The following is a 15,719-nucleotide window of genomic DNA, read 5'->3' on the forward strand; positions in this document are numbered from 1 at the left end:
GAAAAGGGCAATACTGTAAATATTACCCTTTCTTCTTATAATATAGTAAACTATAGTTTATTAAGATACTTGTTCTAAATATTGTTGATAATATTCCATAAATCCGGTAGTTCCTAAAGTCGCAATTTGAATAATATTCCAAATTAACCCTACTACACCTAGGCCTATTGCAATAAAAGCTAATATTTTAGCATTCTTAGCTGCACCTTCAGCTCCAAAATAGTCGCCTACATTGTATTTAGAATCTACTTGAGTAGAAAATACAATCGCAATAATACCTAATATAAGCCCAATACAACATGGACTACAAAAACCTAATACTGTACCTACAATTGCCAAAGGTAAATTATTATTGGGCTTAGGAGGCCTATTTTCATCGTTAGGAGTGTTGAAATTAAAATTCGGATTCTGAGTAAATGATTTATTTTCCATATATAATAAAATGTTAGTTAAGATTGCTTGTTCTTGTGCTCAATGCCTATCAAAATAGTGCTATTACTTAATAGTTAAATGTACCAAACTCACTTTCTATGGTAAGTTCTGTTTTGGCAGATGCCTCTACCCTTCCTACTATCTGAGCATCAATATTAAAAGATTTAGATATATCAATAACCTTTTGAGCATACTCGGGAGAGATATAAATTTCCATTCTGTGCCCCATATTGAAGACTTTATACATCTCTTGCCAATCGGTACCCGATTGCTCATGTATAAGCTTAAACAATGGAGGAACGGGAAACATATTATCTTTTATAATCTTTACCTTATCTACAAAATGAAGTACTTTTGTTTGAGCACCGCCCGAACAATGTACCATTCCATGAATTTGAGAACGCAACTGCTCCAATATTTGTTTTATAACAGGAGCATAAGTACGTGTTGGAGAAAGCACCAATTTACCGGCATCAATAGAAACATCAGCAATTGTATCTGTTAGTTTCTTAGCTCCGGAATATGCTAAATCAGCAGGGATCGAAGCATCGTAGCTTTCTGGATATTTCTGAGCTAGATAATTAGCAAATACATCATGACGTGCCGATGTTAAACCATTACTACCCATTCCTCCATTATATTCAGTTTCGTATGTTGCTTGTCCCGATGACGATAAACCTACAATAACGTCACCTGCTTGTATATTATCATTAGATATTACATCCGAACGCTTCATGCGACAAGTAACTGTACTATCTACTATTATGGTACGTACCAAATCGCCAACATCAGCAGTTTCGCCTCCGGTTGGATATATATTCACTCCTAATTGCGAAAGCTCTACACACAAATCGTTAGTAGCATTTATAATAGCAGAAATAACTTCTCCTGGAATTAATAGTTTATTACGTCCTATAGTCGAAGATAATAAAATATTATCAGTAGCTCCTACACAAAGTAAATCATCGATATTCATGATCAATGCATCTTGAGCTATTCCTCTCCAAACAGAAAGATCACCTGTTTCTTTCCAATATATGTATGCAAGAGAAGATTTAGTACCTGCTCCATCAGCATGCATGATATTGCAATATTCAGAATCGCCGCCTAATACATCAGGTATTATTTTACAAAAAGCTTTGGGATATAATCCTTTATCTATGTTCTTTATAGCATTATGGACATCTTCTTTGGAGGCTGATACACCTCTCTGATTATATCTTTGATCACTCATGGGTATTTAATGTAATGTTTCTCTAAATCTTATTAATAACTTTTTGCAAATGTAAGAAAAAAGAACTTCGGGACATACTTATATTAGGTATATTTGTCTTTCAGTATTGACTCAGAATAAGTTTTTATGACAAAACAACGAATTGCAATAACAGGTGCAGCAGGAAATTTGGGAAGCTTATTAGCTCAAAAATTACAACAAGAAGATGTGGAATTAAATCTATTAGTTCACAATAAAAAAGTACCCAACGATTTATCCGATAAAAAGAATGTATCTGTTTTTAAAATAGATTTAGCAAAGGAGAACACCTTATTTGCAGCATTCAACAATGTAGATACAATCGTTCATTTTGCAGGTGTATTATTTAAAGCAAACCCTGAAAAATTTCTGCCTGAGACTAATACTCAATACTTCAAGAATCTACTGAATGTAGCAACGAAACAACAAGTTAAAAGAGTTATCCTTATAAGTTTTCCGCATGTAGAAGGTGAAACTACACCACAAAATCCGGCAACAGGGATATTAAGTGGTAAACCAATATCTTCGCATGCTCAAACTAGACTGGAAGAAGAAAAATTACTTTTCCAATATGCAGAGCAATATAAATTCGAACCTGTTTCACTACGAGTTGGAATGGTTTACGGGAAAGGTATATTAATGATTGATGCAGCACAATGGTTTGCTCGTCATTACCTGCTTGGTATTTGGAAACAACCCACATACGTTCATCTTATATCTAAAGACGACTTTGTGAATGCTACCATAGCAGCAGCAGCTATAAAACCCAATATTCAAGGAATATATCATATTGGAGATGAAGGTATCCAGACATTACAGCAATTTTTGGATGACATAACTACTTACAAAAAAAATCCTACACCTTGGCGTATGCCTCTTTGGATGATAATGACCGCCGCACGTTGTTTTGAATTTTATTCATACATATCAGGAAACATAAGTCCTCTCACACGCGACTTTATAAAAATAGGTAGAGTTTCTTATTATGGCGACACAAAAAGAATGAGGCGAGAGCTCCTGCCTACACTTAAATATAAAACGTATAAGGAAGGAATAAACTTATTTTAATAAAAAGATATAAATAAAAATATCACATCTGAACCTTTCGAAGGTTTATATATTTTATCGCTATCAATAATTTCACTTTTATGAAAAATCAAAAATAGAAGAAAAACTAGCAATCTAGCACCAATTATACGACAGGAATCATTACCTTTGCACCTCAAATTTACTTACTGAGCAATGATCAATCGCGTTCTTATTCGTATTCGGGTTATACAAGTACTGTATTCTACTTATCTAAATGAAAGTGGAGACCTCAAAAAAGCAGAAACCGAACTAATGTTTAGTCTTCAAAAGTCGTATGACTTATACTACTATCTGCTAGCTCTTCTTATCGAAATTACAGATACTCACACCAGACGTCTAGAGTCTCGTAAGGCAAAATTACTGCCCACCGATGAAGACATCAATCCAAACACCAGATTATCAGACAACTTGTTTATCAAGCAATTGAAAAACAATGAACAGTTCAACAAATATGTTTCAGACAGGCCACAATCGTGGGAAGACCATGAAAACTATGTAAGAAGTTTGCTTGAAAAGATCTTGAACTCTGACATTTATGCTGAATATTTAGCTAATGAAGTTTCAGACTACGATACAGATCGCGAATTTTGGAGAAAAGTATTCAAAACATTCATCTATTGTGAAGAGCAATTAGATGATCTGTTAGAAGATGACAGCTTATTTTGGAATGATGACATTGAGATAGTACAATCATTCGTAATCAAAACAATAAAGAAATTTGATCCCGAAAAAGGAGCAAATCAACCTTTACTTCCGATGTTTAAAGACGAAGAAGATCGTCAATTTGCTATAAAGTTACTTAGAGAGACCATGTTTAATGTAAAATTGGCTCGTGAGTATATTGATAAATATGCAAAAAACTGGGAATCTGAGCGAATCGCTTTTATGGATATGATAATTATGCAGACCGCAGTATCTGAACTAATAGCTTTCCCATCTGTTCCTATTAATGTAACGATGAATGAATATATAAACATTGCTAAATCATATAGCACTCACAAAAGTTCATCTTTTATAAATGGTATATTAGATTCGATAGTTACAGAACTAAAGAGCGAAAACAAATTATTAAAAAAATAAAATCTTAGCACCCTAAAGTGCAGGATATGCAGTTTTCACTTTTATATTTTACAAAAAAAAGTATCTTTGTAGAAAGAGACTTAATAAAAATAAAAAACGATAAATTTTATGAATTCATTAGTTGTATTCTTACAAGCGGCAGAAGGGCCAGCTGGAGGAGCATGGGGAACAATCGCTATGTTTGGTCTTATTATTGTGGTATTTTATTTCTTTATGATACGTCCACAACAAAAGAAACAAAAAGCAGTGCAAGAAGCTCGTCAAGCAATGAAAGTTGGAGACAAAATCATTACAGCCGGAGGAGTGCATGGTAAAATCAAAGAAATTGGTGAAACTTATTTTATTATTGAAATAGCAGAAAGTGTTAGAATCAAGATAGACAAAGCTTCGGTATTTGCAGTTTCTGAGGGTTCGCCTAAAGCTTAAATAGTAAATAACATTGACGAAATAAAGATGCATAAGCGATGAGCAATGCGGTAAATGAAATATGGCAAAAAGTCAGAATTTTTTTAAGAAAAATATCTTGGAAAAAAATTCTGACTTTTTCTTTTTTTGTCATAATTGCTGCAATCCTCTGGTTCATGCAGGTTTACAATCAATTTTTCGAAACATCCATTTCAATTCCTATCAAATATGTATCTGTTCCGGATAGTATAATTTTTCAGGATTCTTTGCCCTCTCAAATCTCCTTGAGAATAAAAGACAATGGCTTTAGTATGTTTAAATACTATTTTAAAAAGAGAGACACATTACGCTTAGATGTTTCTGCAATAATCAATAGTAGCTCAAGTAAAGTTTTACAGGGTAGCACGTTTGATATGTATGTAAGAAAGGCACTACCCTCTTCTACTCAGATACTGAGTTATGACCCTCTGCGAATATCATTCAACTATTCAATTCTTGAATATAAAAAGATACCCGTAGTTTTCGACGGTCAGATAAACTTGTCGCCAGGTTACTTTTTGAATAGCGATATACGAATTGTACCCGATAGTGTTACTGCATATGCAGCAAGACCCGACCTAGACAAGTTAATGTTTGCCTATACGGTGAGTGATACTGTGAGTGGTCTAAATTCCGATAAAGTTATACCATACAAACTGGTATCTCTAAAAAACATCAAATTTGTACCCGATGTAGTTGATATCGATGTACCCGTAGAAGCATATACTCAAAAGAATGTAGAAATACCCGTAGAGTGTATTAATCTGCCGGACAATTTAAATATCAAGTTCTTTCCATCAAAAGTAAAACTATCATTTTTTGTAGGAGTTTCAGAAGTAGACTCTATAAATATGAAAGACTTTTCGGTTGCAATAGATTATGATGGCATAAAAGATTCTAAACAAGCCTCTGTCCCTGTACGTATAACTTCTAGTCCAAGTTATGTACGTAACCTTACAATTTCGCCACCTAATGTAGAATTCATTTTCGAATATAAAAACACAAAGGTGCAATAAGTTATGATAAGGCTAGGGATAACGGGAGGAATTGGCAGTGGAAAATCGACTGTAACAGATATCATTAAATTATTGGATATCCCCGTTTATATTGCCGACATAGAAAGTAAAAAAATCACAGAATCATCGCCTGTGGTTCGCGAAAAATTAATGGAAGCCTTTGGTAATGACTTATACGAAGGTCACAAATTAAACAAACAATTATTAGCCTCATATATTTTCAATGATAAACATAAGCTTGCAATTGCGAATTCAATAATACATCCTATAGTTGATCAGCATTATTGCGAGTGGGTCAAAAGCCACCAACATCATCATATAGTTGCTCTCGAAGCGGCTATTCTTTATGAATCGGGTATGCAAAGATTGACGGACAAAGTCATGATGGTCTATACTCCTCTTGAAGAACGTATAGTACGGACAATGTTGCGAGATAATACTACTCGTGAGAAAGTTCTTGAAAGAATAAATAGCCAACTATCGGATGATGAAAAACTAAAGTTAGCTGATTATATCGTCTATAACGATGAAAAAAAATCGCTAATAGAACAATGTATTGAAATAATTGAAAAGATAAAATGATAGAAGATAACTTATATAATGATATATTTGAAGCCAATAAACGTTGGGTTGAAAATAAACTAAAAGAAGATCCCGAGTTTTTTCACCATTTGGCAGATGAACAACATCCCGATTTTTTATACATTGGATGTTCAGACAGTAGAGTACACGCCAATGAAATTATGGGATTGAGACCTGGACAGGTTTTCGTTCACCGAAACATAGCCAATATGGTTATCAATACCGATCTCAATGTATTATCTGTTATAAACTATGCTGTACTAAACCTTAATGTTAAGTACATTATTGTATGCGGACATTACAATTGTGGAGGTATAAAGGCTGCCATTGAATTTAAAGACTCAGGATTAATAAGCCCTTGGCTAAGAAGTATTCGTGATATATACAGATTACATGAACAAGAACTTAGCCAAATAAAAGACCCTGAAGAAAGATACAGACGCTTTGTTGAAATAAATATTTATGAACAATGCATCAATGTTATCAAGATAAGAGAAGTTAGAGAGTCCTTTAAAAACACAGGCTATCCACGTGTTGTAGGTTGGGTTTATGACTTAAACGAGGGAATGCTCAGAGACTTGGAAATTGATTTGAATAAAGAATTTGATAGAATACACAATTTATTTCGTCTTGGTTGATCCTAAGGTCACTTACCTTTCGATCGCTTAAGCTCGTAAAATAAATAGAAGTGGTTCTATTCATAAAATGTAATAATAGTTATTTTTACATTATATCCTATTTTGAAATGAAATATATAATTTATACACTAAGCTTGTTACTTTTTACCCTATCGGGATGCAAGCCTCCTCATAAAGATCCGGACAATACATTATCGGTATCAATTGAGCCTCAAAAATATTTTCTAGAGTCAATTGTAGGAAATAAGTATACTGTAAATACAGCTATACCAGCTGGTTCAAATCCCGAATCCTATGACCCATCTCCTTCCCAAATGGTAAATATAGGAAAAAGCAGAGTGTTTTTCAAAGTAGGAAATCTGGGCTTTGAAAATACTTGGTTGAATAATATAAGTATCAATAACCCTAATTTACAGATAGTTGATTGCTCGGTAGGCATTCCTATTATTATCGATGATCATGGGCATGAAGGTCATAGCCATCAAGGTAGCGATCCTCATATTTGGAGTTCTCCTTCAACCGCACTTATAATCACTAAAAATATGTATAACTCTATGATTGAGTTAGATCCTAAGAATAGCGATTATTATCTTGATCGATTTGAAGATCTCGAAAAAGTTATACTAGCAACCGATAGTACAATTCAGTCATATCTATCACAAGCACCAAGTAAATCCTTTATAATTTTTCATCCGGCATTAAGTTACTTTGCTGATCAATATGGTCTAAATCAATATAGCATTGAGGTCGAAGGGAAAAATCCAACACCGCAACAAATGTCTGAACTTATTCAGAAAGCTAAGAAAGACAATGTAAAGGTGGTCTTTGTACAAGAAGAATATGATAAGAAGAATGCTGAACCAATAGCAAAAGAACTTGGAGCTGAAATAGTATCTATCAATCCATTATCTTACTCTTGGAATGACGAACTTATAAAAATAGCTAAAGCTATTGCACAAAAACATGACTAATAAAATTCTTGAATTAAAAAATATAACTGTTGGTTACGAAGCCAATAGACCTATACTCAATGATGTTAATCTGGATATATATCAGAATGATTTTCTTGGGATTATAGGTCCTAATGGTGGAGGAAAAACAACGCTATTAAAAACTATACTTGGACTTATAAAACCAAGTACAGGAGATATTTCGTTTTACAAAAAAAATCAATCTGTTAACCGCCTAAATATAGGTTATCTACCACAGATCAATCAAATAGATCGAAAATTTCCAATTTCGGTATTCGATGTCATTCTATCGGGTCTCACTCCCAGACGTAAGTTTTTTACTTATTTTACTAATGAGCAAAAACAACAGGCTAAAGATGTAGCGAGCAGAATGGGCTTAGACGCTCTTATTAATAGACCAATAGGAAATCTCTCGGGAGGGCAACTCCAACGTACATTATTGGGACGAGCTATTGTAGATAATCCCGACCTGCTGATACTTGATGAGCCTAACTCTTATGTAGATAAACGATTCGAGACTAACTTCTATAAAATATTAGAAGAAATAAATTCCAATACTGCCATTATTATTGTCTCTCATGATGTGGGAACCGTGATTTCTTTGGTGAAAAATATTGCTTGCGTAAACGAAGGGCTGCATTACCACTCGGGTTCAAATGTCAGTAGCGAATGGTTAGAACAAACTTACACATCTTGTCCTATAGAAATTGTAGGTCATGGAGATTTTCCACATCGTATACTCGAGAAGCACGATGGATGTAAATGTTGTGATACAACTCCATCCAATTGAACATTATCTGGATAATGTTGTTCTCAATTATATTAAGTAATAATTATAAAAGATGAAAAGTATCCTTATATACTGTATTTCGGCTGTCGTTTTATTATTATCAGGTTGCAGTAGCGTGCCTTTGACTGGTCGGAAGCAAGTACTATTGGTTTCTGAGCAAGAAGTTCTAAACCTAAGTTTGCAAGAGTATGGTGAGTTTATGAAAACTGCACCAAAATCTACAGATAAAGCAAACACAGCATTGGTACAAAAAGTAGGAAGAAACATAGCTAATGCGGTAGAAACTTATCTTAAGGCAAATGGTATGGAAAGTATGCTTGCAGAATATGCTTGGGAGTTTAATCTTGTTAAAAGTGCTGATGTTAATGCATTTTGCATGCCTGGAGGTAAAATTGTAGTTTACGAAGGTATCCTACCCATTACAAGAGACGAAACAGGTTTAGCTGTTGTATTAGGACACGAAGTGGCACACGCTGTAGCAAAGCATGCTAATGAGCGTATGAGCCAACAAATGCTGCAACAATATGGTGGCGCTGCTTTAGGTGTAGCATTAAGCGGAACATCAGGTGCTGTTCAAACAGTAGCTAATTCAGTATACGGCCTTGGAGCACAATATGGTGTTATGCTACCCTACTCTCGCAAACAAGAATTAGAAGCCGATAAACTTGGACTTATTTTTATGGCAATGGCTGGATATAATCCGCAAGAAGCTGAAGGCTTTTGGACTAGGATGTCCGAGAAGACCGGAGGTGCAAGTGTTGCCGAATTCCAAAGTACTCACCCTTCAGACGAAACTCGTATAAAAAAGATACGTGAATCACTTCCCGAAGCAATGAAATATTATAAAGGGGCAAAAACTACAGCAACTAAGAATCAATCGTCCAAAACAGCTAAAGAATGGACATTCTAAAGATATAAAACAATAAAAAATAAAGATCGTCTGAGTTTTGTCAGGCGATCTTTATTTTTTAGATCATTCCTCAAACTTATCACTTGATTACTATTTTTATATTTCAAAAAAAATAGCGAAATTTGTACAAGATGGTATACCTCGTTTTTTAGATTGTTAATCTAAAAATATCTAGTGGGGACAATACCTCTTTGTTAGGTAAAAAGAAAGGCTAGTAATTAATCCAATTTAAATAAACAAATAAAAACAACATGACTAAAAGTGCATTACAAGTAGCTAGAGCTGCTTATAAGCCTAAAATGCCTAAAGCATTACATGGTACTGTAAAAATCGAAGAAGGTGCAGCAACGCAATCAGTAGCAGATCAAGAAGCTGTTGAAAAACTTTTCCCACATACTTATGGTATGCCTATCGTTAAGTTTGTAGAAACTGCTGATAAAATTGACTACCCTACTGCTAACGTTGGTGTTATCCTTTCAGGAGGTCAAGCTCCAGGTGGACATAACGTTATAGCCGGTATTTTTGATGGTATCAAAAGTCTGAATAAAGACAATAAAGTTTACGGTTTTTTGATGGGACCTGGTGGTCTTATCGATCATAAATACAAAGAATTAACTGCTGATATTATCGATGAATATCGTAATACTGGCGGTTTTGATATTATTGGTTCGGGTCGTACCAAATTAGAAACTACTGAGCAATTTGACAAAGGTCTTGAGATTCTAAAAAAATTGAATATCAAAGCTCTTGTTATCATCGGTGGTGACGACTCTAATACTAATGCTTGTGTTTTAGCTGAATATTACAAAGCTATTAATGCAGGTGTACAAGTAATTGGTTGTCCTAAAACAATTGATGGTGACTTGAAAAACGAAATGATCGAAGCTTCATTTGGTTTCGATACAGCATGTAAAGTATACTCTGAAGTTATCGGGAATATACAACGTGACTGTAACTCGGCTCGTAAATACTGGCACTTCATCAAATTGATGGGGCGTTCAGCATCACACATCGCTCTAGAATGTGCTTTACAAGTTCAACCTAATTTCTGTATTATATCGGAAGAAGTAGAAGCTAAAGAACAATCTCTTGATGATATTGTAAATGAAATTGCAAATGCTGTGGCTAAGCGTGCTGCTAAAGGAGATAATTTTGGAACAGTTCTTATTCCTGAAGGTTTAATCGAATTTGTACCTGCAATTAAAGCTCTTATTTCTGAATTGAACGATTACTTGGCACATCACCAAGAAGAGTTTGATGCTATTGCAAAAGATCAACAACGTCAATATATCATTAGCAAACTTTCTGCTGATAATTCAGCTGTATACGCAAGTCTTCCAGAAGGAGTTGCTCGTCAGTTGACTCTAGATCGTGACCCACACGGAAACGTTCAAGTATCATTGATCGAAACAGAAAAACTTCTAGCTGAAATGGTTGGTAACCGTCTAGCTGAATTGAAAAAAACAGGTAAATATGATGGTAAATTCTCACCACAAGTACACTTCTTCGGATACGAAGGTCGTTGTGCTGCTCCATCTAACTACGATGCTGACTACTGCTATTCATTAGGATACACTGCATCGGCACTTATCGGAGCAGGTAAAACTGGCTACATGTCATCAGTACGTAACACTACAGCTCCTGCGGATCAATGGATTGCTGGTGGAGTACCTGTTACAATGATGATGAACATGGAACGTCGTCACGGTGAAATGAAACCTGTAATTCAAAAAGCTTTAGTGAAATTAGATGGTGCACCATTTAAATTCTTCGCTGCAAATCGCGAAAATTGGGCTATCAATACAGAATATGTATATCCAGGTCCTATTCAATATTTTGGACCAACAGAAGTTTGTGACCAAACAACTGTAACTCTAAGATTAGAGCAAGGAAAATAATAAGCCTTTATTATAAAAGAAAAGGACTGCCTATACAGGTAGTCCTTTTCTTTTATTGTTTTTTTAAACTACTTCTTACAAGAGTTGATAAGAACCTCCTGCAATTGTTCTTACAATACCTTTCATCTCCATAGTCAACAACACTGATAACAAGTTAGAAATAGGAACACCCAATTGATTAGCTATTAAATTGATATGTAATGACTCAATTGTAGCTAATAAATCATATACAGCTTGCTCATCGTTAGATAAATCTAAAAATAATTGACGCTGCTTTGGTTTATTTATTTGTTTACCTGCATCCCACTGCATATGTTTTATAAAACTATCTGCTGATTGTAACAAGATTGCTTTATTATCTTCAATGAGCATATTACAACCTGCTGATTCTTTATCTGAAATTCTTCCAGGCAAAGCAAATACATCCTTGTTATAGGAATTAGCCATTTCTGCGGTTATCAAAGCCCCGCCCTTACTGTCTGACTGAACAACAATAGTAGCATCAGACATACCCGCCACAATTCTATTACGGCGAACAAAGTTAAATCTATCTGGCTCCGTTCTACTTGGAAATTCGGTTAACAACCCTCCATTCTCTAACATTTCCACTGCAGTTTTCCTGTGACCCGACGGGTATATACGATCTAAGCCATGTGCTAAAACACCAACTGTTGCCAAATTATGTTTTAATGCTGATTTATGAGCCTGAATATCGATACCATAAGCTAATCCGCTTATAATTAACACATCAGGAAAGGCTGAAACTAAATCTGCTAAAAAGTTATCACAGAAATCATTCCCATAATTAGTAGATTTACGAGTACCTACTATACTTATTATTTTTGTAGCGTTCAAATCGGCATTACCCTTATAATATAAGAGAATCGGGGCATCTATACATTCTTTCAAACGATAACAATAATCATCATCTGTATAAAACAGAGTCTGAATACTATTTTTTTCAACAAATAAAAGTTCTTTCTCAGCATTCTCTAGCACCTTAGGATCTAAAACGGCATCTGCTAAATAGGTTGAGATTCCTTTTACTGCAATTAGTGATTTTTTACTTGATCTAAATACTTCTTCTGCACTACCTATAGTATCTATTAAATTACGGGCTAATATATCTCCTACTCCTTCAATTTGAGTAAGCGCAATCTGATATAATAGCTTTGTTAAGTTGGTGTTCATTGTTTATAATAAAATAAGGTCAAAGATATTGAATTCTTTTGTAGAAAAATTTTGCAAAAACAAAAAATGAGTATATATTTGCACCCGTATTGCGAAAGTAGCTCAGTTGGTAGAGCACGACCTTGCCAAGGTCGGGGTCGCGGGTTCGAATCCCGTCTTTCGCTCGAATGTGACCATAGTCACATTTTTTTTTCTTAAAACTCTGGCACACGTGGTGGAATTGGTAGACACGCTACTTTGAGGGGGTAGTTTCTGTATGGATGTGTGAGTTCGAGTCTCATCGTGTGCACTAAGAGCTTCAAGTTATTGAAGCTCTTTTATTTTTTAGGATATAAAGCTCTAAAAGCATTAAAAACAGCCTGATGTGTTACAGTTGCATGGTTTTCTTCCGGCAAGTAATCAAAATAAACATTTACATATTTAGATTGACCAGTTCTTATTTTTTCGGCTAATAGTTTAGCATCCTCTTCCATTATATGATTTATCGAGCCGTCAATTGAACCTTCCTTACCTACAGCGATATAAACATCCGTCGGAACAGTGTAATCTGCATTTAATATACGTGGTTCGTCATTCAATAGAGCACCATCTTTCCACCAAAGGCTGGGACTAATGATTATATATTTAGTAAATAACTGCGGTTTAGTAAATAATATTTCTGTAGCTAGAAGCCCTCCTAACGATTGACCAATAATTGTTTTACTGTCAGAGGTCTTATATTTTGCTTCTATATAAGGTTGTAATTCTTTCTCTATAAAAGATATAAATTTTTCAGAACCTCCATTGTCTGGTATCAGCTTTTTATCAGCTTCTCGACTACTAGGTGAAGTAAAATTTCGCTTTCTATTAGTATTAGCTATACCAACGACGATGGATTTTGGAACTCTATCGACCCATGGAAATGTATTATACTGTACAATGCCTACTATATGAATAAAATCTTCGTCTGCTGATCCATCCAACAAGTAAATTACTGGGTATTTTGTATCTTTATCATAATCATCAGGTAAATATATATTCAAAACCCGATCTTCATTCAGTATTTCTGAGTGCACATTATCAATATAACCTAAAATAAATTCCTCTATTTCTTTTTTGTGAGGCTGTTGTTTACAAGATGCGAGTAAAACAATCAAGAATATAAATAATAATTTTATTTTCATCGTTTATTTTATGTGATATAAAAATTTACGTTAATAGATGCTTTTTCATTGTTTATCAAGATAAACAGTGAGGAAAATCTCAATGAGAAAGTATACCATTTAGTAAGTTAAAATGGAAGGGTAATAAAAAATAACAAACAGAACAATCATATATAGAACAGCTAATGATACACCGACGATAGACACATACGATAAAATCTTAGCTAGCTTTACGTAGCCCAACTTATTAAGTACCAAACCCAGCACAATAGCAATAAGGTTTAACACAAACATCCACTTTACAATATAAGGAATTAAAGACATCATTCTCAAAAGTAATAAAACAAACTAATATACCAATAAGCAGAACTCCAAAAGGATAAAAATAAACCTATATATATTATAATCCTTTTCTTATCTCGATATGTTTAAATCATACAGTTTCTCTAGTTATTATAATCATCAAACATATCTATTTAGCATAGAGATAATTCATAGAACTTTATAAGCCTCTCAAACGTTTACATTATGTGTTTTTCATAGTATTAGATTTAAGGTTAATAATGGAGATTGGTTGTCGGGATGACAACCTTTCCTTTTTTAGATATATAACGAATACTTTGTAAAACATTAGATGTTAGTTTATTATAGAATATAGATAGTACGGACTATTAATAATAAACATAAAAATGTTGGATTACCTAGTCTTATGTAGTTATCAGTGTGGTTTTTCAAAACGCACTACATATTGGACATAAAAACTATCTAACATGTTTACTATTAACTTAAAAGGGAAATCAAATCCCAAAGACAAAAACTTAGTAAAGCTTGAAATGGTTTTGTTTAAAACCGGATATACCAGAGTAACAAAGGTCTTAAGCATTACCGGAAAGTTAAAAGAATGGGATAATAAATCCCAATCTTTCAAATCTAAAACAGGCGAATCTTTCCTGAAAAACAAATCTCTTTCTGATTTAAGATTACAGTATCAAAATGTCGCTGAAGAATGGGAAAATGAAGGTCGAAATTGGTCTCCTGTTGAATGGACTCGTTATTTCGATGAAGAAGCTCTAAAGCAAGAAGAGTGTAAAGTAATAACAGTCTTACAAATGATCGATCAACTGATCGATAGATTTTCGAATCAGCAAAGATTCAAAAACGGTAAACTTGTCACTAGTAATTCAAATGCCAGAGAATATAAATTTCTGAAAGGTTCTTTAACTGCTTTTACTAAACAAAAATATGGTAAAGCATTTTCCTCCTATTTCTTTCGGGATATTACCGAAAAGTTTTTAATTGACTATGCCTTATATCTTCAAATGAAAGGAGCTGAAAAAGGTAACAAAGGAGCAGTGGTTGGCAGGCTAAAAAAGCTCTACGCAGTTTTTAATCATGCTGAAAAAAAGGAAATGCCCGGTGTTAATACTAAATTGTTCAGGTGTGTTGAACAGAAAATGAAACACGGGAAATTTGTTCCCAAAACAATATCTCATGAAATTATGCTGAAAATTGAAAAACTGGATAGATGTAAATTTTCTATTCTTGAAAATTTACATCTCGACTTATTTCTCTTCAGCTATTATTCCGGAGGTATGGCGAATGTGGATGTGGCACATCTGAAATGGAATAATATTGTAAACAATCAGTTCGAATACGAAAGAATCAAAATTGCGAGGGAAGCGAAAATGCCTGTGGTTGATAAAGCCAAAGCTATTATTGATAAATATAAAGACAAATGTTTTGAAGATTATGTCTTACCTATATTTACTCAAAAACATATATCTGAACAACAGCAGCACGACAGAGTAGAACGATTATCATACAAAGTAAATAAAACACTCGAAAAAGTACGAAAGTTAGTGAAGTACCCAACTAAGATTACTTGGTATTCTGCACGCGGAACATTTATTACACGTATGCTAAAGGAGGGCTATAATACTTCAGATGTCGGAGCATTCGCCGGAAATACAGCTACCACTATTGACAGGCATTATTATCGACCCATCTTCAATGAAGAGACCAGAAAAGAAATCAATAAGATAATATGATATATCCTAGCCTGTATTTCGATGCTGGCTTTTTCAGTCATGGTATACAAGTATGAAATATTTTAAGACTAAAAGCAATAATTAAGATTGACCGAATATTCAGGTCTTTGAAGAATTTGTTAGAATTGATCGGTTCGTTTAATGTACAAAAATGCTCTTTTAAGTATATTACCCGGGAAATTATAATCCAGTTTTTGTTTGATATGATTATTGGTTATCGCTTCCGTCCAAAATTG

The 15,719-nt window shown here is 34.1% G+C and carries 15 protein-coding genes and 2 tRNA genes; 13 read left to right on the forward strand and 4 right to left on the reverse strand.

Features of this window, described 5'->3' with window-relative positions:
• Positions 1 to 60: 60 nt before the first annotated feature.
• A complete protein-coding gene (locus tag IR022_RS05535; RefSeq protein WP_050710930.1) occupies positions 61 to 432 on the reverse strand; it encodes a CD225/dispanin family protein in 372 nt (123 codons plus the stop codon).
• Positions 433 to 499: 67 nt separating this feature from the next.
• A complete protein-coding gene (locus IR022_RS05540) occupies positions 500 to 1,666 on the reverse strand; it encodes an AIR synthase-related protein (RefSeq protein ID WP_194202933.1) in 1,167 nt (388 codons plus the stop codon).
• 126 nt (positions 1,667 to 1,792) lie between these two features.
• Between IR022_RS05540 and IR022_RS05545 the strand changes: the two genes are divergently transcribed.
• From IR022_RS05545 to IR022_RS05590, 10 genes are all read left to right on the forward strand, one after another.
• A complete protein-coding gene (locus tag IR022_RS05545; protein WP_194202934.1) occupies positions 1,793 to 2,752 on the forward strand; it encodes an NAD-dependent epimerase/dehydratase family protein in 960 nt (319 codons plus the stop codon).
• A 174-nt stretch (positions 2,753 to 2,926) separates the two neighbouring features.
• Entirely contained in the window at positions 2,927 to 3,853 is a 927-nt protein-coding gene (gene nusB / locus IR022_RS05550) for a transcription antitermination factor NusB (protein ID WP_194202935.1), read from the forward strand.
• A 108-nt stretch (positions 3,854 to 3,961) separates the two neighbouring features.
• A complete protein-coding gene (gene yajC, locus IR022_RS05555; RefSeq protein WP_050710926.1) occupies positions 3,962 to 4,279 on the forward strand; it encodes a preprotein translocase subunit YajC in 318 nt (105 codons plus the stop codon).
• A gap of 155 nt (positions 4,280 to 4,434) precedes the next feature.
• Positions 4,435 to 5,313 (forward strand): YbbR-like domain-containing protein, encoded by an 879-nt coding sequence (locus IR022_RS05560; protein ID WP_194202936.1) that lies wholly within the window; start codon positions 4,435 to 4,437, stop codon positions 5,311 to 5,313.
• Between the two features lie 3 nt (positions 5,314 to 5,316).
• Positions 5,317 to 5,895, forward strand: coding sequence for a dephospho-CoA kinase (coaE, locus tag IR022_RS05565; RefSeq protein ID WP_194202937.1), 579 nt, complete (start codon positions 5,317 to 5,319; stop codon positions 5,893 to 5,895).
• Positions 5,892 to 6,533: a carbonic anhydrase gene (locus tag IR022_RS05570; protein WP_050710923.1), complete on the forward strand. Its 642-nt coding sequence runs from the start codon at positions 5,892 to 5,894 to the stop codon at positions 6,531 to 6,533. Before coaE ends, IR022_RS05570 begins: the two co-directional genes overlap by 4 nt.
• Positions 6,534 to 6,640: 107 nt before the next feature.
• Positions 6,641 to 7,504 (forward strand): metal ABC transporter solute-binding protein, Zn/Mn family, encoded by an 864-nt coding sequence (locus tag IR022_RS05575; RefSeq protein ID WP_194202938.1) that lies wholly within the window; start codon positions 6,641 to 6,643, stop codon positions 7,502 to 7,504.
• Positions 7,497 to 8,294: a metal ABC transporter ATP-binding protein gene (locus IR022_RS05580; RefSeq protein ID WP_050710921.1), complete on the forward strand. Its 798-nt coding sequence runs from the start codon at positions 7,497 to 7,499 to the stop codon at positions 8,292 to 8,294. Before IR022_RS05575 ends, IR022_RS05580 begins: the two co-directional genes overlap by 8 nt.
• Positions 8,295 to 8,346: 52 nt before the next feature.
• On the forward strand, positions 8,347 to 9,204 hold the full coding sequence (locus tag IR022_RS05585) for a M48 family metallopeptidase (RefSeq protein WP_194202939.1): 858 nt from the start codon (positions 8,347 to 8,349) through the stop codon (positions 9,202 to 9,204).
• 251 nt (positions 9,205 to 9,455) lie between these two features.
• Positions 9,456 to 11,102, forward strand: coding sequence for a diphosphate--fructose-6-phosphate 1-phosphotransferase (locus IR022_RS05590; protein ID WP_194202940.1), 1,647 nt, complete (start codon positions 9,456 to 9,458; stop codon positions 11,100 to 11,102).
• A gap of 75 nt (positions 11,103 to 11,177) precedes the next feature.
• On the opposite strand, the gene dprA is transcribed toward IR022_RS05590, so the two are convergent.
• Positions 11,178 to 12,293, reverse strand: coding sequence for a DNA-processing protein DprA (gene dprA / locus IR022_RS05595; protein ID WP_194202941.1), 1,116 nt, complete (start codon positions 12,291 to 12,293; stop codon positions 11,178 to 11,180).
• 91 nt (positions 12,294 to 12,384) lie between these two features.
• On the opposite strand from dprA, the gene IR022_RS05600 reads away from it, so the two are divergent.
• A tRNA-Gly gene (locus tag IR022_RS05600) sits at positions 12,385 to 12,457 on the forward strand.
• A 41-nt stretch (positions 12,458 to 12,498) separates the two neighbouring features.
• A tRNA-Leu gene (locus IR022_RS05605) sits at positions 12,499 to 12,582 on the forward strand.
• A gap of 28 nt (positions 12,583 to 12,610) precedes the next feature.
• On the opposite strand, the gene IR022_RS05610 is transcribed toward IR022_RS05605, so the two are convergent.
• On the reverse strand, positions 12,611 to 13,456 hold the full coding sequence (locus IR022_RS05610) for an alpha/beta hydrolase (RefSeq protein ID WP_194202942.1): 846 nt from the start codon (positions 13,454 to 13,456) through the stop codon (positions 12,611 to 12,613).
• Positions 13,457 to 14,205: 749 nt separating this feature from the next.
• Between IR022_RS05610 and IR022_RS05615 the strand changes: the two genes are divergently transcribed.
• Positions 14,206 to 15,483: a tyrosine-type recombinase/integrase gene (locus IR022_RS05615; RefSeq protein WP_194202943.1), complete on the forward strand. Its 1,278-nt coding sequence runs from the start codon at positions 14,206 to 14,208 to the stop codon at positions 15,481 to 15,483.
• Positions 15,484 to 15,719: the final 236 nt, after the last annotated feature.

This window comes from Dysgonomonas sp. GY617, assembly GCF_015233815.1.
Taxonomy (GTDB): domain Bacteria; phylum Bacteroidota; class Bacteroidia; order Bacteroidales; family Dysgonomonadaceae; genus Dysgonomonas_A.